The following is a 22393-nucleotide window of genomic DNA, read 5'->3' on the forward strand; positions in this document are numbered from 1 at the left end:
CAGTCCAGGCTTGCTAGCAAGCCTGCTGCTCCTGTTCGCTGGCCCATTCCTGCTCCTGCAGGGCTCGCCACATCACCTTGCCGGTGGACGAACGGGGCAGCTCATCGCGGAACTCCACCACCTGTGGCACCTTGTAGGCGGCCATTTCTTCCTTGCACCAGTCGATGATGGCCTGCTCGTTAAGCGTGCCTTTCATCTCGTTACGCAGGACCACGCAGGCTTTCACGGTTTCGCCGCGGCGCGGGTGAGGCGTGGAAATGACGCAGCTTTCCTGGATGGCCGGGTGGCGATACATCAGGCTTTCCACCTCCGCCGGCCAGACCTTGAACCCGGACGCATTTATCATCCGTTTGACCCGATCGACGATGAAGAAATAGCCCTCTTCGTCGTAGTAGCCCAGATCGCCGGTGCGGAAGAAACGCTTGCCCTCCAGCTCGATAAACGCCTTTTGTGTTTCCTGGGGGCGCTTCCAGTAACCCTGGAACACCTGCGGCCCGTGGATGATGATTTCCCCCACTTCACCGGGGCCCAGTTCCCTGCCGGTTTGACCGTCTTCTTCCACTGCCACAATGCGCGAATCGATATCGAACACCGGAATTCCCAGACACTGGGATTTGGGGTTATCGGTGGGATTGATATGGGTACCGGCGATGGTTTCGGACAGGCCATAGCCTTCCATGTAACGCAGACCGGTGAGCTGGAAGAGTTTGTCGGACACCGCCGCCGGCATAGCCGCCCCGCCGCCACCTATATTCTCCAGGGAGGACAGGTCGTATTGCTCCACGTCCGGATCGGAGAGCAGATCGATGGCCATGGTGACGATATTCACCCAGCGGCTGACCTTGTAACGCTCAATCAAGGTGGCGGCCACGCGACGATCCCAGCGGGTCATCAACACGATCAATGAACCACCATAGATCGGCGAATTCATTGAGCCCTGCATGCCGGTCACATGGAAGTACGGCAGCGTGGCCAGGGTCACCGACTCAGTGGTGCCATGAATCCAGGCGCTCCCCTGGACACAGGTGGCCATCACCGAGCCGTGGGTGTGCATACAGCCCTTGGGGGCACCGGTGGTACCCGAGCTGTAGGGGAACACCGCCAGATCATCCGGGCCGACTAAAAGTTCTCTGGGGGTTTCACCGGCACCAATGGCGTCTTTCCAGGCAATGTGGGCCGGGCTGTTCAGCGCCACCGCCGGCGCTTCCACCTCGGCGGGTAGCGGCAGGTCCGTGTTACGGGTGATGTAATCGCTATAGGCCGCCACGATCACATGGCGCAGGTTCACCATGCCCACCACTGGGGCCACTGCCGGCAACAATTCCTGGCCACAGATGGCCACGGCAGCTTCGGTGTCCTGCAGGTAATGCTCCAGTTCGGCGGCCCGGTTCATGGGGTTCACCGGCACCACAATGGCATTGGCTCGAAGGATGGAGTAATAGCTGATGATGAACTGGGGCGCGTTCTGCATGAACAGCAGCACCCGGTCGCCCTTCTCTACCCCCAGCGATTGCAGATAGCCCGCCAGGGCATCCACCTGCTGCTTGAGTTCGGCGAAGGTGATGGGGCTGTCGTAATAGTTGATTGCATCCCGGTGGGGATAACGCAGGGCCGAAACCTCCAGATTAGTATAGAGGCTGGTCTGCGGCAGGCTGAGGTGGCGCGGCATATTCTCCGGCCAGACCGCATAGTGCCGATCAAACATGTTGTGCTCTCCCGCGGCGCTTTCATAAGCGCCTTTTATTGGTGTTGCTGCTGTAGCGAATGCTGAAGGGAATCGGCGGTCCCACCGCCCTTCAGCGGAAACAAGATGTTGACTCGCCAGTCAATCTGACATGGCTCGGGAGGGTCGTCAATACTATTTTGGAATGACGTTTCGTTTTTTGAAACGAAATCTGACAAAGGCTATAAGCGGTATTTTTCGGGGAGGGACCAGAAACATACCACCGGGTATGTGCTCTGCACAGACCAGTTATCGGAAATGCGGACCGGCATTTCAGTTGCCAATTCAGTGGCTTGGAATCACAGCCCGGGAGAGGTTCGCAGCGAGGGAGAATGCTGCAGGGCAAACAGGCAGGTATCGACAAAATCCGTAGCCGCCCGCTCCAGGTCCAGCACCTCTGGATCGACTAGCCAGTTCATGATCACGCCGGTGAGCTGGCTGTGTAGCCAGGTAACAGATTTCACCCTATCCAGGTTTTTCGGGAGTTGCCCACGGGCGATAGCGTTGGCAAAGGTCCGCGTCAGCCGCCCGGAGGAGTCCCGGCAGGCGTCGCGCTGACGATCCAGCAAATCGGCATTTTCACCGCTGAATTCGCATTTCTGGAACATGATCTCGAAAAGCCGCCGCTGGCCGGGATCACAGACTGCTTGCTGTAACAGGTAGACCATAAACTCGCGCAGGCGCCCCAGTGGATCCGGCTCACTGGCGTCCTCCGCCCGCTCCGCCAGACTATCGAACGGCAGGCGGCTGCGATCCACCATAGCCATGAACACATCATGCTTGTTCTTGAAGTGCCAGTAGATTGCCCCTCGCGTCACCCCGGCCTCACTGGCAATATCTTTTAAAGAGGCGGACAGTACCCCTTTACGGTGAAAAACCTGCTCGGCGGCATCCAGGATCTGAGCCCGGGTTTGCAGCGCTTCTGCCTTCGTTCGCCTGACCATGGAATACTCTTTAATGGACTCAAGAAAATTGAATGGATTTCACTGTCGGGCCTATACATACATTGCTGAATGTATATACTGAACCTGATTCATATTTCCTGCAAGCACCGCCCCTTCGCCGAGTCGGTGCCTGACGGCGTGTATTGAAAACAGAGGTGATTATGCGCAGCGGTTTGATTCTCTCCCTTCTGGCGGGCGCCCTTGCCCTGCAGCTTGCCGGTTGCAGTGATGCTGAGCAGGCCGGTCAGCAACAGCAGCAACAGGCCCCGCAGGTTGGCTTCATTACAGTAAAGGCAAAGTCCACTACCCTTAGCCGGGAGCTGCCCGGGCGCACCACCGCTCACCAGATTGCCGAAGTGCGCCCGCAGGTAAGCGGCGTGATCGAAAAGCGCCTGTTCGAGGAAGGCCAGAAGGTGGAAGCCGGGCAACCCCTCTATAAAATCGATTCACGCACCTACCAGGCAACCGTAGCTTCTGCCCGGGCGGAGCTGGCTCGAGCCCAGGCCACCCTGAACTCCAACACCCTGCGTGTGGAACGCTTCAAGACGCTGCTGGAACGCCGCTCTGTCAGCCAGCAGGAATATGACGAAGCCAAAGCCGCCCTGGATGAAAACAAGGCCGCTGTGGCCGCCGCCCGGGCCAATCTGCAAAGCGCACAGATCAACCTGGATTACGCCACCATCGAAGCGCCGATCAGCGGCCGCATCGGGCGTTCCACCGTGACTGCCGGCGCCCTGGTCACCGCCAACCAGGCCAATGCCCTGGCAACCATCCGCCAGCTGGATCCCATCTATGTGGATCTGACCCAGTCCAGCATCGAGCTGCGTCGCCTGCGCCAGGCCATGGAAGCCGGCGAACTGCAGCAGGTCAGCGACGATGAAGCACGTATCACCCTGATCCTGGAAGACGGCAGCGAGTACAGCAAACCCGGTGCCCTGCAGTTCTCCGAATACGCAGTGGACGAAAGCACCGGCTCTGTGACTCTGCGCGCGCTCTTCCCCAACCCGGACGGCGATCTGCTGCCGGGTATGTTCGTCCGCGGTCGCCTCCCTGAAGGCCAGCGAGAAGATGCCATTCTGGTTCCCCAGAAAGGCATTACCCGTGACCCTACTGGCCAGGCCAGCGCCATGCTCATCGCCGACGACAACACGGTGAAAAAAGTGAATGTGGTCACCGAACGCGCCGTGGATAACGAGTGGTTGATCGCCAGCGGTCTGCAAGACGGCGATCGTCTGATCGTGGATGGGCTGCAAAAAATCCAGCCGGGCATTCCGGTCAGCCCGGTTGATACCGAACAGCAAGCACAACCCTCCCAGGCCCCCGCCGCTCAAGGCGGGGACCAAGGCGCAGCGCAATAACGCCACGCGGTTTACTTGGCGCACACTAACTCGACGTAACGAGAAACGGGAAAACCATGGCCAGATTCTTTATTGACCGCCCGATTTTTGCCTGGGTTATCGCCATCATCATGATGATGGCCGGTGCCCTGGCCATCTATACCCTGCCGGTAGAACAGTACCCGGCCGTGGCCCCGCCAGCGGTGACCATTGCCGGCAACTATCCCGGTGCCTCGGCAAAAACCGTGGAAGACTCGGTCACCCAGGTGATCGAGCAGCAGATGAGCGGCATCGATAACCTGCTCTACATCGGCTCCAGCAGCGATTCCTTCGGCAACGCCCAGATCACGCTGACATTCGCCCCGGGCACCGACGCGGATATCGCCCAGGTTCAGGTGCAGAACAAGTTGCAACTGGCTACTCCCCTACTCCCCCAGGAAGTGCAGCAACAGGGTCTCCAGGTCAGCAAATCCTCGGATTCCTTCCTGATGGTGGTGTCCTTTTCCTCCGAGGACGGCAGCCTCAGCCGGGCCGACCTGGCCGACTATGTGGCCTCCAATGTGCAGGATCCGATCAGCCGGGTACCGGGTGTCGGCAAGATCCAGCTGTTCGGCTCCCCCTACGCCATGCGTATCTGGCTCGACCCGAACAAGCTCAACAAATACGACCTGACACCTCAGGACATCACCCAGACTATTCAGGTGCAGAACAACCAGGTAGCCAGCGGCCAGCTCGGCGGTGCACCGGCCGTGGAAGGCCAGCAGCTCAACGCCAACATCATTGCCCAGACCCGTCTGCAAAGTACCGAACAGTTCCAGAACATCCTGCTCAAAGTAAACCCGGATGGATCCCAGGTGTTCCTGCGGGATGTGGCTCGGGTGGAACTGGCCGCACAGAACTACGATGTGGTGGGGCGCTATAACGGCCAACCCGCTGCCGGCCTGGCGATCAGCCTGGCCTCCGGCGCGAACGCGCTGGATACAGCGGATGCGGTGCGCGCTCGCCTGGAAGAATTGAAGCCCTTCTTCCCCGACAAAATGGAGATGGATTACCCCTACGACACCACCCCGTTCGTGGAGATCTCCATTGAGGAAGTGGTACATACCCTGTTCGAAGCCATCGTGCTGGTGTTCCTGGTGATGTACCTTTTCCTGCAGAACTTCCGCGCCACCCTGATTCCCACCATTGCTGTGCCGGTGGTTCTGCTCGGCACCTTCGGCGTGCTGGCCGCCTTCGGCTTCTCCATCAACACCCTGACCATGTTCGGCATGGTGCTGGCTATTGGCCTGCTGGTGGACGATGCCATCGTGGTGGTGGAAAACGTGGAACGGGTCATGCACGAAGAAGGGCTGCCCCCCAAGGAAGCCACCCGCAAATCCATGGGCCAGATCACCGGCGCCCTGGTAGGCATCGCGCTGGTGCTGTCGGCGGTATTTATCCCCATGGCGTTCTTCCCCGGCTCCACCGGGGCGATTTACCGGCAGTTCTCGATCACCATTGTCTCCGCCATGGTGCTGTCCGTGCTGGTCGCCCTGATCCTCACCCCAGCCCTGTGTGCCACCATGCTCAAGGCCAAGGATACAGAGCATCAAACCGATAAAGGCTTCTTCGGGTGGTTCAACCGCACTTTCGATCGTAGCAGCCTGGCCTATCAGGGCCGGGTGGAAAAAATTCTCGGGCGCCGCGGCCGTTATCTAGCCATCTATGTGGTGATCGTGGGCGTATTGGGCTATTCCTTCATGAACTTGCCGTCCAGCTTCTTGCCGGAAGAGGACCAGGGCACCATGTTCACTCTGGTCACCCTGCCAGCCGGCTCCACCCAGGAGCAGACCGTGGATGTGCTGAAGAAGATGGAGAATTACTACCTCAACGAGGAAGCCTCCGCCGTGGATGGCCTGTTCACCGTGGCCGGCTTCAGCTTTACCGGCCAGGGCCAGAACGCCGGCCTGGCCTTCGTCAACCTGAAGGACTGGAGCGAGCGTGATCTGTCCGTGGATGGCGTCAATCAGGTAGTGGGCCGCTCCATGGGCTTCTTCGCCAGCATCCGCGAAGCCATGATCTTTGCCCTCAACCCCCCCTCGATCCCCGAACTGGGTAACGCCAGCGGCTTTGACTTTCAGCTGCTGGACCAGGCCGGTCAGGGTCACGAGGCCCTGATAAAGGCCCGCAACCAGCTACTGGGTATGGCCAGCCAGGACCCGCGCCTGGCCGGGGTGCGCCCCAATGGTCTGGAAGACAGCCCCCAGTACCAACTCGACATTGACCAGCAGAAAGCTAAGGCGCTGGGGCTGAGCATCAGTGACATCAACAGCACCCTGCAGATTGCCTGGGGCTCCAGCTATGTGAACAACTTTGTCGACCGGGGCCGAGTGAAACGGGTGTATGTGCAGGCTGACGCGCCCTATCGCATGCTGCCGGAAAACATTGATGACTGGTTCGTACGCAATAATCAGGGCGAGATGGTGCCTTTCTCTGCCTTCGCCACCGGCCACTGGACCTACGGGTCTCCGAAGCTGGAGCGCTACAACGGGGTCTCCTCGGTGAATATTCAGGGCAACGCCGCGCCCGGCTATAGTACCGGTGATGCCATGGATGCCATGGAAGAGCTCACCGCCAAGCTGCCTGCCGGGTTCGGCTCCGAGTGGACCGGTCTCTCATATCAAGAGCGCCAGTCCGGCGATCAGGCGCCTGCCCTGTATGCGATTTCCCTGCTGGTGGTCTTCCTCTGCCTTGCGGCACTCTATGAAAGCTGGTCCATTCCCTTCGCCGTCATGCTGGTGGTCCCGCTCGGCGTGATCGGTGCCGTGCTGGCTGCCACCTTCCGCGGGCTGGAAAACGATGTGTTCTTCCAGGTTGGCCTGCTCACCACCATCGGGCTATCGGCGAAGAACGCCATTCTGATTGCGGAATTTGCCCTGGAGTTGGAGCAGAAAGGCGAGCATCTGGTCAAGGCCACCCTGGAAGCGGTACGCATGCGACTGCGGCCCATCCTGATGACCTCACTGGCCTTCATGCTCGGGGTTACCCCGCTGATGATCAGCACCGGCGCCGGCGCCGGCGCCCGTAACGCCATCGGTACCGGGGTATTCGGTGGCATGCTCACCGCTACTGTGCTCGCAATCTTCTTTATTCCGCTCTTCTATGTGGTAGTCCGAAAGCTCGCTGGCGTTCCGCTGAATGGCAAGCCGAAGGAAGAAGGAGGCCACTGACCCGGCTTTCAATCTGCCGGGCCCCGGGTGGGCCTGGCAGTTTATCCTTCCCTCCCTCGACAATCCCCCCCCGACGCCCGTTCGTCGCCCCCCGGTTTTCGTTTATCCCCCGCGTGAAGCTTGCGTGAAAAGAACCATGGTACTTATACCCCTAACAAGGGCATGGCCATTTTTTGTGAAGCAGATTTGGAAAAAAGCATACTAATAAGGTTCCGGGCGAACATCGACGAAACGGCACCGTTCGTCCACCCAGACTTTCATTTCCATATTCTGTATATATAAAAATAGTTGCGCCTGTTCTATGGGGGAAGCAGCCAACGCTGCTTTAGCGGTCTCAACCGGGATCCGGGGAACAGAATGCAAGTAGCAGCTACACAGGGAAGGGTCATGGATAGACTCAACATCCTGGTGGTGGACGACAGCACCACCATACGAAGCTTGATCACCGCCAAGTTGCACGAACTGGCTGCCGGCTCCTATGACCTGGACATTGCCCAGGCAGCCGATGGTTGTCAGGCGCTGGCGTGTGCCGAGAAACGCCCCTTTGATCTGATCTTCCTGGATGTGGAAATGCCGGTAATGGGTGGCCTTGAGGCCTGCAGTGTCCTTCGCCAGAAAGGCAGCCCGGCCCGCATTGCTATGCTCTCCAGTATGACCTCCGCAGAAGCCCACTTGGCTGGCCGCCAGGCCGGGTGTGACAACTATCTTGTGAAACCGCCCCATGACGCCGATCTGCGTTCCATCTTACGACTGTCGTCATTACGCAAACTTGCCGCCGGCTGAACAGCAACGTCGATACCAATAACAACGCATGGCACGTTCAAGGGAGAGAAGGCCGGATGCAGGAAAACGACAAGGCACTGCAAAGTTTTCTGATCGAAAGTGACGAAAATCTGGGGCAACTGGAACAGGATATCGTGGCACTGGAACGCTCACCCCATGATAGTGAGCGTATTGCCAGCGCCTTCCGGGCAATCCATACCATCAAGGGCACCTGCGGTTTTTTCGGGTTCACGCAGCTGGAGACCTTGAGCCATGCTCTGGAAGATATCCTTGGCGCCATGCGCGACGGAGATCAACATATGGATCTTCCGCATGCGACCGCGCTACTGGACGGGGTGGATGAAATCCGTGTTTTCCTCAAGCGTATTCACAATGATGGTAAAGACGGAGACCCGGCACCACAGGCCTTGATGGATCGGTTACATGCACTGATCCCTGCCCGCCCGCAAAATGAAGCTGCTGCAGGCCCACCTCAAATCGCGCAGCAACCTCCTCAACCGACCAAACCCGAACAAGCAGAACCAGCGGTAACCCGCGAACAACATGTCATACCGACGAGCGACCACTCCTCGCCGGAAAAAACAGAGCCGGAAAACACCAGCCAGCAACAGGCAGGAAAGAGCGATACCACCGTACGTGTGGATGTAATGCTGCTGGACAAGCTTATGAATGTGGTCGGCGAGCTGGTACTCACCCGCAACCAGCTGCTGCAGCACACCGCTAGCCAGAACGACGCACAACTGGTCAATCTGTCCCAGCGTCTCAACATGGTCACCAGCGAACTGCAGGAAGGCCTGATGCAGACCCGCATGCAGCCCATCCGTAATGCCTGGTCCACCTACCCTCGCCTGCTTCTGGATCTGGAAAGAAAAACCGGCAAACGGGTTACCCCGATTCTCAAGGGTGGCGATACCGAGCTGGACCGCAGCCTGCTGGAAGCGATTCGCGACCCACTCATTCACCTGGTTCGCAACGCCGTGGACCATGGCATTGAGACCCCGGAAAATCGTCGCGCCAAAGGCAAGCCGGAAACCGGCACCCTTACCATGAGCGCTTATCACGAAAGCGGCAACGTCACCGTAGAAGTCCGCGACGACGGCGCCGGGCTGGACAGTGACAAAATTATCCGGCGAGCCATGGAGGTTGGGCTGGTGCGCCCAGAACAGGCGGAAAAGCTCACCGAACAGGAAAAGATTCGCTACATTTTCGAGCCCGGATTTTCCACCGCTGAGACCGTCAGTGACTTGTCGGGTCGTGGTGTGGGTCTGGATGTAGTACGGACCAATGTGGAGCGCATCGGCGGGACCATTGATATCAAGAGTATCCCCGGCCGAGGCACCACACTGAAACTGAAAATTCCGCTCACCCTCGCCATTGTCCCGGCGTTGATCGTGCGTTGCCTCCATCAGCGTTTCGCCATTCCTCAGGTCAACCTGATGGAAGTGGTCTACGTGGAAGCCGACCGTCTCGATAAGGATATCGAGACCGTCCACGACGCCCTGGTCTATCGGCTTCGAGGCAGACTGCTGCCACTGGTCGACATGCGCTCTCTGATGCAGATGGGAGACCAGGAAACACAGAAAGACCAGTTCATTCTGGTGCTCACCGCTGACCAGCAGGAATTTGGGCTGCTGGTGGATGACGTTCGCGATACCGAAGAAATCGTGGTCAAACCCCTGGGCCGACTCCTCAAGGACAACCCCTGCTTTGCCGGCGCCACCATCATGGGCGATGGCCGGGTGGCATTGATCCTGGATGTGAAATCTACTGCGGACTTCGCCGGTGTGACCCGCCACGAACGAAAACTGCGCCAACAGGAAAATCCGCTCGATGCGGAAACCCAGCCTATTCGCGCTGCTGAGAACTATCTACTGGTGCGCCCGGATGCCAGCACTGGTCGCTCTGCCATCGCCCTGTCGAAAGTGTCACGCCTGGAAGAAATCAGTATCGACCTGATCGAATACTCCGCTGGCCGGGAAGTGATTCAGTACCGTGGCGGTATTCTCCCGCTGATTCGTCTTGGTGATAACAGCCACCCTGCCGCGATTGAGCAAGACATTATCCGCATTGTGGTGCAGCCCACCGAATTCGGCGAAGTGGGTCTGGTGGTCAACGACATTATCGATATCGTCAGCGACGACGAGGCGGCCATGCAGCAAAGCGCCCAGACCGAGGGCATCCTCGGCGCCGCTATTCTGCAGGGGCATGTGACGGACTTTATCGATTGTGAAGCCCTGTTCAGCCGATTCAACGGCAAGCTCAGAAATGAGGACAGCAATGGAAACTAACCAACTGATCTGCACATTTTCCGTTGCGGAAAAACACTACGGCGTGGTGGTCGACAACGTTCAGGAAGTCCTGGCCAATCATCAGATTACTGACATTCCGCTGGCACCTCCCGGGGTTCTCGGGCTGATGAATATTCGCGGGCGCATTGTGCCCGCCATCGCCCTTCGCAAAGTACTGCGACTACCTGGCGAAAGCGGCGAAGAAAACACTATCAACATCATCATCAATCACCGCGGCGAGCAAGTCGGCCTGATGGTGGATCGCATCGGAGACATTGTCAGCGTAGAACCGAAAGACATCGAAGCACCACCGGAAACGCTAAAGGGGGCGCCTCGCAAGTTCATGCGCGGCGTATTCCCGGTACAGGGAAAGCTGTACCTGCTACTGGACTTGGACACGCTTCTGGCTGACGAATTGTGCAACCGCTCTGCCAGTCGCGCATCACATTCAGTATTGCAATAACAAGCCACGGGGATAGACAGCAATGACAGATAATCTGGATCACGCAAACGACAACTCTCTTTATAGCCAGGTAGGCGGCGAGGCAGCTGTCCGAGCCGTGGTAACCGAGTTTTACAACCGGGTGCTGGAAGACCAGGCGCTGGCCCCTTATTTCCGCCACAAACAGCGCAACGGTCTGGAAGAATCGCAGGTGCAGTTCTTCACCCAGGTGCTTGGCGGACCAAAAATTTATCAGGGCCGTTCCATGGCCGACGCCCACAAGAACCTGCATATCACTGACAAAAACTTCGACCGGGTGGCGGTTCACCTGAAAGAGACATTGGAGTCTCTGGATCTGGAGCCCAGCCACATCGACACCATCATGAATACCGTTGCGCCATTAAAGAGGGACATCGTGAATACAGACGCCACAGAAACGACCAATGGCAGCGGCCAGCCGACCCCAAATGACACTGCGCTTCGTGATGTGGACACCAGCAAGTCCGTTACCGACAGCCTGGAAGGCGTGAAGAGCACCATGGCCAGCCTGCAAGCCAATGTATTTGTGGCTGACACCAATCTTAATATTGTCTACATCAACCCACGTGCCGCAGAGACCTTGTCCACTATCGCCCAGCCGATCTTCAAGACCTTCGGCGTCAAGATCGAGGATATCCTCAACGGCCATATCCATCGCTTTCATCGCGACCCGAAGCGGGTGGAAAACATTCTCCGTGATCCCAAGGCCATGCCGCACTCCGCGGACTTCAACTTTGGCGGCGTCACCCTGCGCACCCGTATCAATGCGGTGATGAGCACAGAAGAAAAAATTATCGGCTACACCGTCTGCTGGGAAGATGTGACCACCGAACTGCGCCAGGAAAACGAATTCCGCCGCGTGATGAACATGGTGGATCAAATGCCCACCAACGTTTTTCTGTGCGATCGGGATCTGAAAATCATCTATCTGAACCCGGCTGCCACCGCCACCATGGAAAAGCTGGAATCCTATCTGCCCATCAAGGCCAGCGAATTGCTGGGTGCCAATATTGATGTTTTCCACAAACAACCCGAGCACCAGCGCCGCATTCTTTCTGATCCCACCAACCTTCCCTACCGCGCCCGTATCAATATCGGCGACGAGAAAGCCGATCTGCTGGTAAACGCGATCTACGACGCCGAAGGCAACTATGTGGGCCCCATGCTCACCTGGGAAATCATCACCGAAAAAGTGCTGCTGGAAGAACGTATTCGCGGCACCGTGGAAGTGTTGGCTACGTCCTCCGAGGAAATGATTGCTACCAGTGATCAAATGGGCTCTAACGCGGGAGTCACCAGCAGCCAGGCCAACTCCGCCGTGCGCACCGCCGAAGACATCAACGAAAACGTGCAGGCAGTGTCCAGCGGCATCGAGGAGATGGGTGCCAGCATCAAGGAAATCGCCAAGAACGCCACCGACGCCGCCCGCGTGGCCGACGAGGCAGTGAGCATTGCCGAAGGTACCAACACCACCATCAGCAGCCTTGGCACCAGCAGTGCGGAAATCGGCAAGGTGATCAAGGTCATTACCGGCATCGCCCAGCAAACCAACCTGCTGGCACTCAATGCCACCATTGAGGCCGCCCGGGCCGGAGATGCCGGTCGCGGTTTTGCCGTGGTCGCCAATGAAGTGAAAGAACTGGCCAAGGAAACCGGCCGGGCCACCGAGGACATCGGCCAGAAGATCGAGGCTATCCAGGTGGATGTGAAAGGCGCCATCGAAGGTATCGCCCGTATCAGCGAAGTGATTCACCACATCAGCCAGGTACAGGGCTCCATTGCCTCGGCGGTGGAGGAACAAACCATTACCACCAATGAAATGGGGCGTCGTGTCGCCGACGCAGCCAAGGGCACCAACGAAGTCGCCGGTAATATCGGTGGCGTTGCTGAAGCGGCGAAAAGCACCAATGCCGGCGTGGACAGCATGCGTCAGGCAGCCACGGACCTGGCCAAGCTGGCCGCAGACCTGCAGACCCTGGTGGTGGATGCAGAGCGCACCGGACGCGCGGATAACCAGAAATAATTGAGGGACCACGATCATGACTACCACACAAGCACTGGTCATTGATGACTCCCGGGCCATGCGCCTGATCCTCGGGGACCTGCTTCAGCAGTTGGGTTACCAGACCAGCGAAGCCGGTGATGGCCAGCAGGCCATCACCCTGCTGGAGGGGGATGACACTATTCCCTCTCTGGCCCTGGTGGACTGGAACATGCCGGTCATGAACGGCCTGGAATTTATCCGCGCGGTGCGACAAAAGCCGTGCTATAGCAACATGAAGTTACTGGTGGTCACCAGTGAGGCGGAAGTGGGCCAGATGGTCGAAGCCCTCACCGCAGGCGCCGATGAATACCTGATGAAACCGTTTTCCTCGGAGGCCCTTGCCTGCAAGCTGGAAATGATGGGACTCCAACGAGCACAGAGAGCATGAGCAATATTCGTGTCTTTCTGGTGGATGATACTGCTGCGGTTCGGCATATCCTCACCCAGATTCTGGAAGAAGACCCTGACATCGTTGTGGTGGGCACGGCTTCCGATGGACGCCAGGGTCTCGATCGATTGCAAAGGGTGGAAGCGGATCTGCTGATCCTGGATGTGGAAATGCCCGGCATGGGCGGGCTGGAAATGCTCAAGGAACTGAAGGTAAGCCGCCCTGAACTTCCAGTGCTGGTATTCAGCTCCATTACCGAGCGCGGCGCCATGGTAACCATCGAGGCCCTGTCCCTGGGTGCCAGCGACTATGTGCCCAAGCCCGCCATGGTGGGCACCGCCGCCGAAGCGCGGGACTACATCAAGAACAGCCTGCTGGGAAAAATCAAAACCCTGTTGCGACGGGACAGCAAGCCATCAGTGACTCCGACCCCTCAACCCCGTCCGGTAGCATCACAGCTCCAGCATCATCGCATTCCATCGCGGGTGGATCTGGTGGTAATCGGTGCCTCCATGGGCGGGCCACGCGCTCTGGGCCAGCTGATCCCGGCCCTGCCTGGTGATTTCCCTGTTCCCATTCTGGTGGTGCAGCACATGCCGGCGGTGTTTACCCGCGCCCTGGCCACACGCCTGAACCAGAACGCATTGTTAAGCGTGGCTGAATGCGACAGTAGCCAGCGTGCCGAACCGGGCCAGGTCTGGCTGGCCGCCGGTGACTATCACATGACCGTGGATAAGGTTGGTGACAACACCCTGGTCGCTCCCCAGCGCAGCGAGCCAGTGAATTTCTGCCGACCCGCCGTGGATATTCTGTTTGCCAGCGCCGCCAAAGCCTATGGTCCCAATGTGCTGGCTGTGGTGTTGACGGGGATGGGCCAGGACGGCCTGGAAGGCTGTCGCCAACTTGCCAAGGCCGGCGCACAGATCCTGGTGCAGGACCAACCCACCAGCGCGGTATGGGGAATGCCCGGGGTGGTATCCCGGGCCGGCCTTGCCTGCGCGGAGCTCCCGTTGCAGGACATGGCTGCGGAGATTATGCGACGGGTTAACCGTGGCCGGCCCACGTTTCGTGCACGACAGCTAGCAGCCATGAATCCCGAGGTACATGGATGAGCTGTATCGACGAACACAGCTACCTCACCCTGTGTCATCTCCTCTCTGACCAGATCGCACTCAGCTTGCCACCGGACAAGGTCTACCTGGCCGAAGCTCGCCTGCAGAACCTGGCTCGGCAACACACCCATGGCGACATCAATGCGCTGATCGAAAAAGCCTCCACAGTCGCTGACGATGCACTGCGGACCGAGCTGGTGGAAGCCATGGCAATCAACGAGACCTATTTTTTCCGCGACCCGATTCTCAGCCAGAGCTTTCTGGACACCATGGTCCCTGCCCTGCTGGAAAAAAGGCGACGCGACAAGACCTTGCGCATCTGGAGCGCCGCCTGCAGCACCGGTCAGGAAGCCTATAGCGTGGCCATGCTACTGGACCAACATTTCCCGCAATTGAAAGAGTGGGAAGTCACCCTGATCGCCAGCGATTTCTCCCAGTCCGCATTGAACAAGGCGCAACAGGGCTGTTATGGACTGAACGAGATGAACCGGGGTCTACCCGCCCGCAACATGGCGCTCTATTTCGAGCAGCAGGGCCTGGATTGGCAGATCAAACCGGCTATTCGCGAACGAATCAGCTTTCAAAAAATCAACCTGGTCCGGGAATGGCCGGACAGCCTGCCCGTGTTCGACATCGTACTGCTGCGTAATGTGCTGCTGTACTTTTCCATGGAGGACCGCCAGCGAGTACTGGGCCGAGTGCGCAAACATACCGCCAATGACGGTTACCTGCTGCTTGGCTCCACCGAAAGCCTGGAAAAAACCGCCGGCTTTGTCCCGGCCATTTCCGGAAGTCACCGCCCTTTTTACCAACCCGCGTGAAGGTGCTCACATGGATATCTCGCCACAGCCCGCCATGCTGTCACAGAAAATTGCCCGTATCGGCGCCAATGTGCTCAGCGATTTCCTGAAAATTCCGGTGCGAGCCCAAAGCGGTCCGCCACCGATGATTCACAATGGCGCTGAGATTTCGATTTCGGGAAAGTGGAAAGGCAGCGTGACCGTCAGCACCTGCGAAAGCCTGGGCCAACGGATTGCCGGCGAGATGTTCCGAAAAGAGGATGACGCGGTGACCGGTGAAGACGTGGTCGACGCACTCACCGAACTGACCAACATCATTGCCGGTAACATCAAGGCCATCCTGCCCGGCCCCAGCCAGCTATCTCTGCCTGTGCCACTGGCTGTGCTGCCCAGCGAACATCGCAACAATGTGGATGTACAATTATTCGATGATCGTCAGGGAATGCTGCGAATCAGCCTGCAGCCAGCGGAGCATTGAGGCGAAGAATCAAAATAAGCGACTAGTGGCTAGCCACGAGCTTCTAGCAAACACGCATAGCACCCTGACATCTACAAAGCCACTGTAGGAGTTCCTCTTGAGGGACGAATTCGAACCTGGGCGAGGACGCAGGCTATGCAGGTGGCACCAGATCACTCTGGCGGCACCTGGCGCTCCTGATCGCCCTGCGGACGGTTTCCTCGCTCCGCGAGGTTCGCACCTCAAGAGGTGCTCCTACAGCGGCTTCGTAGAAATCTGGGGAACATCAATCTTTCCCTATACAACGAGTGTAGTTCGCATCAGACCGGCTCGCCCTCCGGCCCCGCACTACTGGACCGCAGCCGGAAGGTGCCCTCGCCCATGGCCAGTAGCTGCCCCTGCTGATCGAACACTTCCATGGTGCTGTTATAGATTCTGGAACCACCTGCACGACGTGTTCCGATGGCATGGATCAAACCTTCACCGGCCTGGCCGGTAAAGGTGTTGGTCATGGACAGGGTAACCGCCTTGCGGACTCTCTCGGGATAGGGGCAGTAGGTTCCTGCACAGGCACCGGCCACATCCATCAGCGTGGCGAGCACGCCACCATGAATCACGTTGCCCAGATTCAAGTGCTCTTGGCGTACCTGAAGACCCAGTACTGCCCTGCCTTCTTCCCACTCCAGGAAATGCAGCCCGATCAGGGCAGGAAACCCATTATTGAAAAGCGCATTGGCGTCTTCCATGGAAAACGCGGATGGCGGTACTGCTGACATGTGTTGTCCTCGACAAGGGGCAATCAGGCCCGTCCCTGCACCATCTGTTCCACCTGAGCCACCACATCCTTGAGTCGTGGCCCCAGGTTTTCAATCAGGGTACGACGACTGAGGCGCAGCGAAGAGCCCCCGCAGTTAAACGGCACCACCTGGGCACCACCATCCATAATCAGTGGCACGGCAACGCCGCTCACATCCCGGTTCCACTCGCCGTCGGAAATGCAGAAGCCGTACTCCTGATACTCCTCATAGGCGGACTGCAGGCTGCGCTCCAGTTCCGGCCAGGCCGCCGGGTCCTGCCGGCGGATCTGTTCATAATATTGCTCACGCTCTGACTCCGGAGTCGCCGCCAGAAAAGCACGTCCTAGCGCCGAGGTAGCCATGGGCACGCGGGAGCCGATGTTCAGGCGCAACACCAGCGGGCCATTGCCCTGGCATACCTGGATATAGGTCACCTGGGCGCCATCCGGCGCCCCGATCGCCACCATGCAATCGGTGGCATCGGCCAGCTCCTGCATAAAGGGACGAGCCAGTTCACGCACCCCTTCGCTGGCCAGATAACGGTAACCCAGATCCAGGACCCCGGGGCCCAGGCGGTATTTCTCCAATTGCGGCACATAGCGCAGGTAACCGAGCTGGGTCAGGGTGGCTGTCATGCGCGATACCGTTGGACGGGGAATATTGGTGCGCTTGGCCAGCTCCGCGTTGCCAAGGTATTCATCGGACGGACCGAAACAGCGGAGAATATCCAGCCCCCGCGCCAGGGCGGTGACGAAATTCCGGTCTTTGTCGTTGGTGCCCACGTCAGCAACAGCTCTGCGCATTGTTGTATTTCCTTTCAGGCTTCGGGATCGGGAACCGTTCCCCGGCACAGCGGGCATAGATTCCACTTATAGTTATGTATTAACCGCGCAAATATAGCAAAAAGCGGTTCCACCTGCATAAGCCAGTCATGGTCATGACCCAAGGCCTCACGCACAATGGGATCCACACTGCAGGCATCTAAACCATGTCATGTTACGGACCAAGCGGTCAATATTTTAAAACTTCGTTCCATTATTGTATTGTGGGTATTCTGACTCAATAAGCAACCGACAAAAGGACATCCCCATGGGCTCGCTGCAACAGTTCTATATCAATGGTGAATGGGTCAACCCTGCCGATGGCGCCAGCAGCCATACCGTGATCAACCCGGCCACGGAAAATCCCTTGGGTGAGCTGGCCATGGGCGGCGCAGCGGATATCGATGCCGCCATTAGTGCCGCGGCAGCGGCCTTTCCGGCGTTCAGCGCCGAGCCGCTGGAAACCCGGCTGGGCTACCTGGAAAAGATTGCCGAGGGTTACCAGGCGCGACTGGAAGAGATCGCCCAGGCCATCAGCCAGGAAATGGGCGCGCCCATCAGCATGGCTCGCAAGGTGCAGGCCCCCATGGGCCTAGGCCATCTGAAAACTACCCTGGCCGTGGCCCGGGATTACCCTTTTGAAGAACAGCTCGGCCAGGCGCAGATTCGGCGAGCCGCTGCCGGGGTCTGTGCTCTGATCACCCCCTGGAACTGGCCCATGAACCAGGTCATGTGCAAGGTGGCACCAGCCATCGCCGCCGGCTGCACCATGGTGCTCAAGCCCAGTGAGTTTGCCCCGCTGTCAGCACAGATTTTGGCAGAGATCATTGACGAAGCGGGCCTGCCGGCCGGGGTCTTCAATATGGTCCATGGTGATGGCGCCCAGGTTGGTCCGCTGCTGTCCAGTGACCCGCGTATTGATGTGGTGTCACTCACCGGCTCCACCCGGGCCGGCGAGTCCGTCAGCCGCGAGGCCGCGGCCACCATCAAGCGGGTCTCCCTGGAGCTGGGCGGCAAATCCGCCAACATCCTGCTACCCGGTTGTGATCTGCAAAAGGCTGTTACCCACGGGGTGCGGGCGATGATGAACAACACCGGCCAGAGCTGTAACGCTCCTTCGCGGATGCTGGTACCCGCCGACCAGTTGGCGGAGGCAGAGGCCATTGCCGCCGAAGCCTGCAGCACGATTGTGGCGGGCGACCCGCAGAACGAAGACACCGTGATCGGCCCCATTGCCAATGGCCGCCAGTACCAGCGGGTGCAATCCATGATCGAAAAAGGCGTGGAAGAAGGGGCCAAACTGGTTGCCGGCGGCACCGGCAAGCCGGATGGGCTGGAAGCCGGCTATTTCGCCCGCCCCACTGTCTTCAGCCAGGTCAGCAACACCATGACCATTGGCCGCGAGGAAATTTTCGGACCGGTACTGGTGATGATTCCCTACCAGAATGTGGATGAAGCAGTGGCCATCGCCAACGACTCCGACTACGGCCTGTCCGGTTATGTGTTCGGGGAAGACAGCGACGCCCGCGCGGTGGCAGCCCGGTTACGTACCGGCATGGTGCATATCAATGGTGCCGGCCCGGATCTGCAGGGGGCCTTTGGTGGCTACAAGCAATCCGGCAACGGCCGCGAATGGGGCCGCTTCGGGCTGGAAGAGTTTCTTGAGACCCAGTCCCTGTTCCTCCCAAGCTGATCCCGCCTCAGGGGTTCACCCGTCATTTACGGACACAAATACCCTTTTTTTGTGTACTGACACTAGCGCCCCGCCCGGGGCGCCACAGTGCCATTTACCTGTCCTGCTGTAACCCTGAGTATCGTGACATTAGTTAATGTCACAGTTTGACATCCGCCGGAGATAACCGGTCGGGACCAGGAGGACACATGACAACAACAGCATCCAGCAATATCAAAGCCGGTCAGCAGAGCGCACAGAAGGTGCCGCTGGGCGCCACCGTGAACATCCCCCCCCGTCGCCTGGACTTCCAGTTCGACGACAAGACCACGGCGCGCTATTTCTACGATAACGATCCCTTCCTGAGCGCTTTCTGGTTGAGCCTGTCTGCCCTGTTTCCGGAAGGCGAAGCCTTTTTCGTGGACTCCGTGCGCCACTACCGCAAAGAGGTCACCGACGCCAAGCTGAAAGCTCAGGTAGCGGGCTTTATCGGTCAGGAAGCCATGCACAGTAAAGAGCATGAAGCCTGGAACGAGATGGGCGTCAAATTCGGCTACCCCACCGACAAGCTGGACAAGTCGCTGGGCAAGCTGCTCGGCCTGGTGCAGAAACGCACCCCCAAGATTTTCCAGCTGGCAGCCACCGTGTGCCTGGAGCACTACACTGCCATCATCGCCGAGCAGCTGCTGCGCGAGCCGGAGCACCAGGCCCGCATTCTCGACGATGCCACCGCGAAACTGTGGTTGTGGCACGCTCTGGAAGAGAACGAGCACAAGACCGTTGCCTATGACGTGTATGAAAAAGTCAGTGGCAGCTATGCCATTCGTGCCGGTGCCATGATCCCCACCACGGTGCTGTTCTTCGCCGTACTGGGCGTATTTCAGGCGCGCATGCTGGCCTCCGATGGCCGCCTGCTGAACCTGAAGAACAACTGGAATGGCATGAAGTTCCTGTTCGGTCGCAAGGGCTTGTTCACCAAACTGGCGCCCCAGTATCTGGATTTCTTCAAGCGCGACTTCCACCCCTCCCAGCACGACACCGACGCGCTGCTGGACGAGTGGCGTGAAAAGCTGTTCGGCGCCGAAGGCCTGCTCACCGAGCAGCATGCCCAGGCCAGCCAGCGCAAGGGCAAAAAGGCCCACTGATTGATTCTGTTTCTCTCCTTTCAGGGCCGCTTAAGCGGCCCTTTTTTATTGGCAGACGCGGCACGCTTCATGCTCCACGCAATATGTAGGGTGCACTGAGCCTAAGGCGAACTGCACCATCAGGCGCCCGAATGGTGCAGTTCGCCTTAGGCTCAGTGCACCCTACTATCCACCCAGCTATTTCTGTGTTTCTTCACTTGCTTCCACGACAGCGTCCTGTAGAACATTAGCAACTATGGGGTGTCATTCATGAAGTGTCTTTATTTAACCGTTTTCCTTCTGCTGGCTCCGCTGTCACTGTTTGCCGAACCGGCAACCCTGGAACCGGTGACCGTCACCAGCACCCGCATGGAAAGGCCTTTGGCCGACACGCCAGCCGCCGTCACAGTCGTCAATGCCGACAGCCGTCTGCGGGGCCAGTCCCGTCTGCAGCTGGATGAAAGCCTCAACCGGGTCCCGGGCCTTTACCTGCAGAACCGTTACAACTTCGCCCAGGGCTTGCGCCTGTCATCACGGGGTTTTGGTTCCCGTGCTCCGTTCGGGGTCAGGGGACTGCGCCTGAATGTGGACGGTTTCCCGGAAACACTGCCGGATGGCCAGTCGCAACTGGACAGCATTGATCTGTTTGCGGTGGAACAGCTCACCGTATTGCGTGGCCCAAGCTCCCTGTTCTATGGCAACGCCACCGGTGGCGTAGTGGACATCACCACACAATCCGGGAAAACCCGCAATGATAGCGCCAGCGTGTCGGTGATCGGCGGCAACCACGGACTAAAACAAGCCAATGTGCAGACTTCGGGGCGACATGATCAGGGCCAGCACGCCCTCAGCCTGACGGCTCTGGATTACCAGGGGTTTCGCGAACAGAGTGAGATCCGCAAGTATCAGTTCACCGGTCAGGCCGGCTGGGATCTTGCCGACACCCGCACGGTCACTGTCTTTCTCACCGCCATGGATACCCCCGTAGCCCAGGACCCGGGTGGCTTGACCCGTCAACAGGCTCACCAGGACCGGCAGCAAGCCAGCCGCTTTGCCTCCCTGCTGGATGCCGGTCAGCAGGTCGACCAGCAACGCCTGGGCCTGCATTACCGTGATGACGACTTCGTCAACGGACGACTCAATGCCCGAGCCTTTATCAGCCAGCGAGATTTTCGCCAGCAACTGCCCTTCCCCGGCAGCAGCCTGATTGATTACCACCGGCTGTTTTACGGCGCTCGGCTGGATTACACCCTGCCCTTTACCGTATTGACGCTACCGCACCGGCTGTTAGTGGGCGTCGATATGGATCGTCAGCAAGACGACCGTGGTCGCCGGGCGGTCAGCCCCACTGGCAACATCACTGCCGTCACCGCCGACGAAGAACAACAGGCCAGCGCCGACGGCATTTTTCTGCAACTGGATAGTCACTTGTCCGATCGCCTGATGCTCACAATCGGTGGTCGGGCAGATCGGCTGCGCATGACCATCGACGATGCATTACTGACTGATGGCAACGACAGTGGTCGCCGGGAGTTTCAAGAAAACAGCTATAGTGCCGGGCTGAGCTGGCAACTCAGCCCCGCACACACACTCTACACCACGGTCAGTTCTGCCTTTGAAAGCCCTACCTTTACCGAACTGGCCAACCCTTCCGGAGCGGGCGGTTTCAATCCGGACCTGGAACCGCAAACCGCACTGAACCGGGAGGTGGGCGCCCGTGGTGCGTTGGGTGATCGTCTCTTCTACGAAGCGGCTCTATTCCGGGTAGATGTGGATGATGAAATTACCCCCTATGAGATCGGCGGCCGCACCTTTTACCAGAACGCCGGCCAGACTCGCCGCGATGGCCTAGAGCTGGGGCTGGAACATGCCACCACAGACCAGCTTACCCTGGCCCTGTCCTGGACCTGGTCCGATTTCCGTTTCCAGGAGTTTTTCGACACCCAGCAGAATGCGGATGTGAGCGGCAAACGTTTACCTGGGATCCCACAACATCAGCTGTTTGCACAGGTTGACTGGCAGGCTGAAAGCGGCCTGTTTGCGTCAGTGGAATCGATCCTGGGCCGCCACCGCTATGCGGAAAACACTAATCGAACGCGGGTCGGCAGCGAGTGGCTGGTGAACCTGCGGGGAGGGAAAGCCTGGAAGCGGAACCAGCAAACCGTGACCCTGTTTGCCGGCATCAACAATCTGCTGGACCGCGACTATTACAGCAACCTTCGCATCAACGCCAATAGCGACCGGCCAGTGCAAAACCGTGGTTATTTTGAGCCCGGGCCGGGTACAACCTATTACTCAGGCATTACGCTGGATTGGTAACCCCCGTTCTTGTGGGAGCCATGCGTGTATGGCAAATCATGGGGTGTATCGACCGCCAAGATCTGGATAAAACGTAGGGTGCACTGAGCCTAAG

17 protein-coding genes are annotated in these 22393 nt (G+C 58.7%); 13 read left to right on the forward strand and 4 right to left on the reverse strand.

Translation table 11 applies throughout. From position 1 onward, the window contains the following. Window positions 1-13 precede the first annotated feature (13 nt). Window positions 14-1705 (reverse strand): long-chain fatty acid--CoA ligase, encoded by a 1692-nt coding sequence (locus tag B3Q33_RS05280; RefSeq protein ID WP_272974908.1) that lies wholly within the window; start codon window positions 1703-1705, stop codon window positions 14-16. 317 nt (window positions 1706-2022) lie between these two features. After that, window positions 2023-2667, reverse strand: coding sequence for a TetR family transcriptional regulator (locus tag B3Q33_RS05285; RefSeq protein WP_272974907.1), 645 nt, complete (start codon window positions 2665-2667; stop codon window positions 2023-2025). A gap of 161 nt (window positions 2668-2828) precedes the next feature. On the opposite strand from B3Q33_RS05285, the gene B3Q33_RS05290 reads away from it, so the two are divergent. The 10 genes from B3Q33_RS05290 (at window position 2829) to B3Q33_RS05335 (ending at window position 15587) form a co-directional block, all read left to right on the forward strand. Then, window positions 2829-4025, forward strand: coding sequence for an efflux RND transporter periplasmic adaptor subunit (locus B3Q33_RS05290; RefSeq protein WP_273009033.1), 1197 nt, complete (start codon window positions 2829-2831; stop codon window positions 4023-4025). Window positions 4026-4081: 56 nt separating this feature from the next. Beyond that, window positions 4082-7213, forward strand: a complete 3132-nt coding sequence (locus B3Q33_RS05295; protein WP_272974905.1) for an efflux RND transporter permease subunit — start codon at window positions 4082-4084, stop codon at window positions 7211-7213. A gap of 387 nt (window positions 7214-7600) precedes the next feature. Beyond that, the gene (locus B3Q33_RS05300) at window positions 7601-7996 is read left to right on the forward strand and encodes a response regulator (RefSeq protein ID WP_272974904.1); all 396 of its coding nucleotides are present in this window, start codon (window positions 7601-7603) and stop codon (window positions 7994-7996) included. A gap of 56 nt (window positions 7997-8052) precedes the next feature. Beyond that, window positions 8053-10284, forward strand: coding sequence for a chemotaxis protein CheA (locus B3Q33_RS05305; protein WP_272962460.1), 2232 nt, complete (start codon window positions 8053-8055; stop codon window positions 10282-10284). Beyond that, window positions 10274-10747 carry a chemotaxis protein CheW gene (locus B3Q33_RS05310; RefSeq protein WP_052043103.1) on the forward strand — a complete coding sequence of 158 codons (474 nt, stop codon included), beginning with the start codon at window positions 10274-10276 and terminating at the stop codon, window positions 10745-10747. The genes B3Q33_RS05305 and B3Q33_RS05310 overlap by 11 nt, the downstream gene beginning before the upstream one ends. Window positions 10748-10769: 22 nt before the next feature. Then, window positions 10770-12788 carry a methyl-accepting chemotaxis protein gene (locus B3Q33_RS05315; RefSeq protein ID WP_052043102.1) on the forward strand — a complete coding sequence of 673 codons (2019 nt, stop codon included), beginning with the start codon at window positions 10770-10772 and terminating at the stop codon, window positions 12786-12788. A gap of 16 nt (window positions 12789-12804) precedes the next feature. Further along, a complete protein-coding gene (locus B3Q33_RS05320; protein WP_035250290.1) occupies window positions 12805-13197 on the forward strand; it encodes a response regulator in 393 nt (130 codons plus the stop codon). Further along, on the forward strand, window positions 13194-14309 hold the full coding sequence (locus B3Q33_RS05325; RefSeq protein ID WP_272975414.1) for a protein-glutamate methylesterase/protein-glutamine glutaminase: 1116 nt from the start codon (window positions 13194-13196) through the stop codon (window positions 14307-14309). The genes B3Q33_RS05320 and B3Q33_RS05325 overlap by 4 nt, the downstream gene beginning before the upstream one ends. Beyond that, window positions 14306-15130, forward strand: coding sequence for a CheR family methyltransferase (locus B3Q33_RS05330; protein ID WP_272975415.1), 825 nt, complete (start codon window positions 14306-14308; stop codon window positions 15128-15130). Before B3Q33_RS05325 ends, B3Q33_RS05330 begins: the two co-directional genes overlap by 4 nt. 10 nt (window positions 15131-15140) lie before the next feature. Beyond that, window positions 15141-15587, forward strand: coding sequence for a chemotaxis protein CheX (locus tag B3Q33_RS05335; protein WP_272962955.1), 447 nt, complete (start codon window positions 15141-15143; stop codon window positions 15585-15587). 299 nt (window positions 15588-15886) lie between these two features. Here B3Q33_RS05335 and B3Q33_RS05340 read toward each other — a convergent pair whose 3' ends face one another. Together B3Q33_RS05340 and B3Q33_RS05345 are read right to left on the reverse strand one after the other, a co-directional pair. Then, window positions 15887-16342 carry a PaaI family thioesterase gene (locus B3Q33_RS05340; RefSeq protein ID WP_272975416.1) on the reverse strand — a complete coding sequence of 152 codons (456 nt, stop codon included), beginning with the start codon at window positions 16340-16342 and terminating at the stop codon, window positions 15887-15889. A 23-nt stretch (window positions 16343-16365) separates the two neighbouring features. After that, entirely contained in the window at window positions 16366-17166 is an 801-nt protein-coding gene (locus tag B3Q33_RS05345; protein WP_272975417.1) for an IclR family transcriptional regulator, read from the reverse strand. Between the two features lie 286 nt (window positions 17167-17452). Here B3Q33_RS05345 and B3Q33_RS05350 point away from each other — a divergent pair, with 286 nt between their 5' ends. From B3Q33_RS05350 to B3Q33_RS05360, 3 genes are all read left to right on the forward strand, one after another. Continuing rightward, on the forward strand, window positions 17453-18877 hold the full coding sequence (locus B3Q33_RS05350; RefSeq protein WP_272975418.1) for an aldehyde dehydrogenase family protein: 1425 nt from the start codon (window positions 17453-17455) through the stop codon (window positions 18875-18877). A gap of 188 nt (window positions 18878-19065) precedes the next feature. Further along, window positions 19066-20001, forward strand: coding sequence for a metal-dependent hydrolase (locus B3Q33_RS05355; RefSeq protein ID WP_272962953.1), 936 nt, complete (start codon window positions 19066-19068; stop codon window positions 19999-20001). A 249-nt stretch (window positions 20002-20250) separates the two neighbouring features. Continuing rightward, entirely contained in the window at window positions 20251-22299 is a 2049-nt protein-coding gene (locus B3Q33_RS05360; RefSeq protein WP_272975419.1) for a TonB-dependent receptor family protein, read from the forward strand. Window positions 22300-22393: the final 94 nt, after the last annotated feature.

Source organism: Alcanivorax sp. UBA3183 (assembly GCF_002364155.1).
Taxonomy (GTDB): Bacteria; Pseudomonadota; Gammaproteobacteria; order Pseudomonadales; family Alcanivoracaceae; genus Alcanivorax; species Alcanivorax jadensis.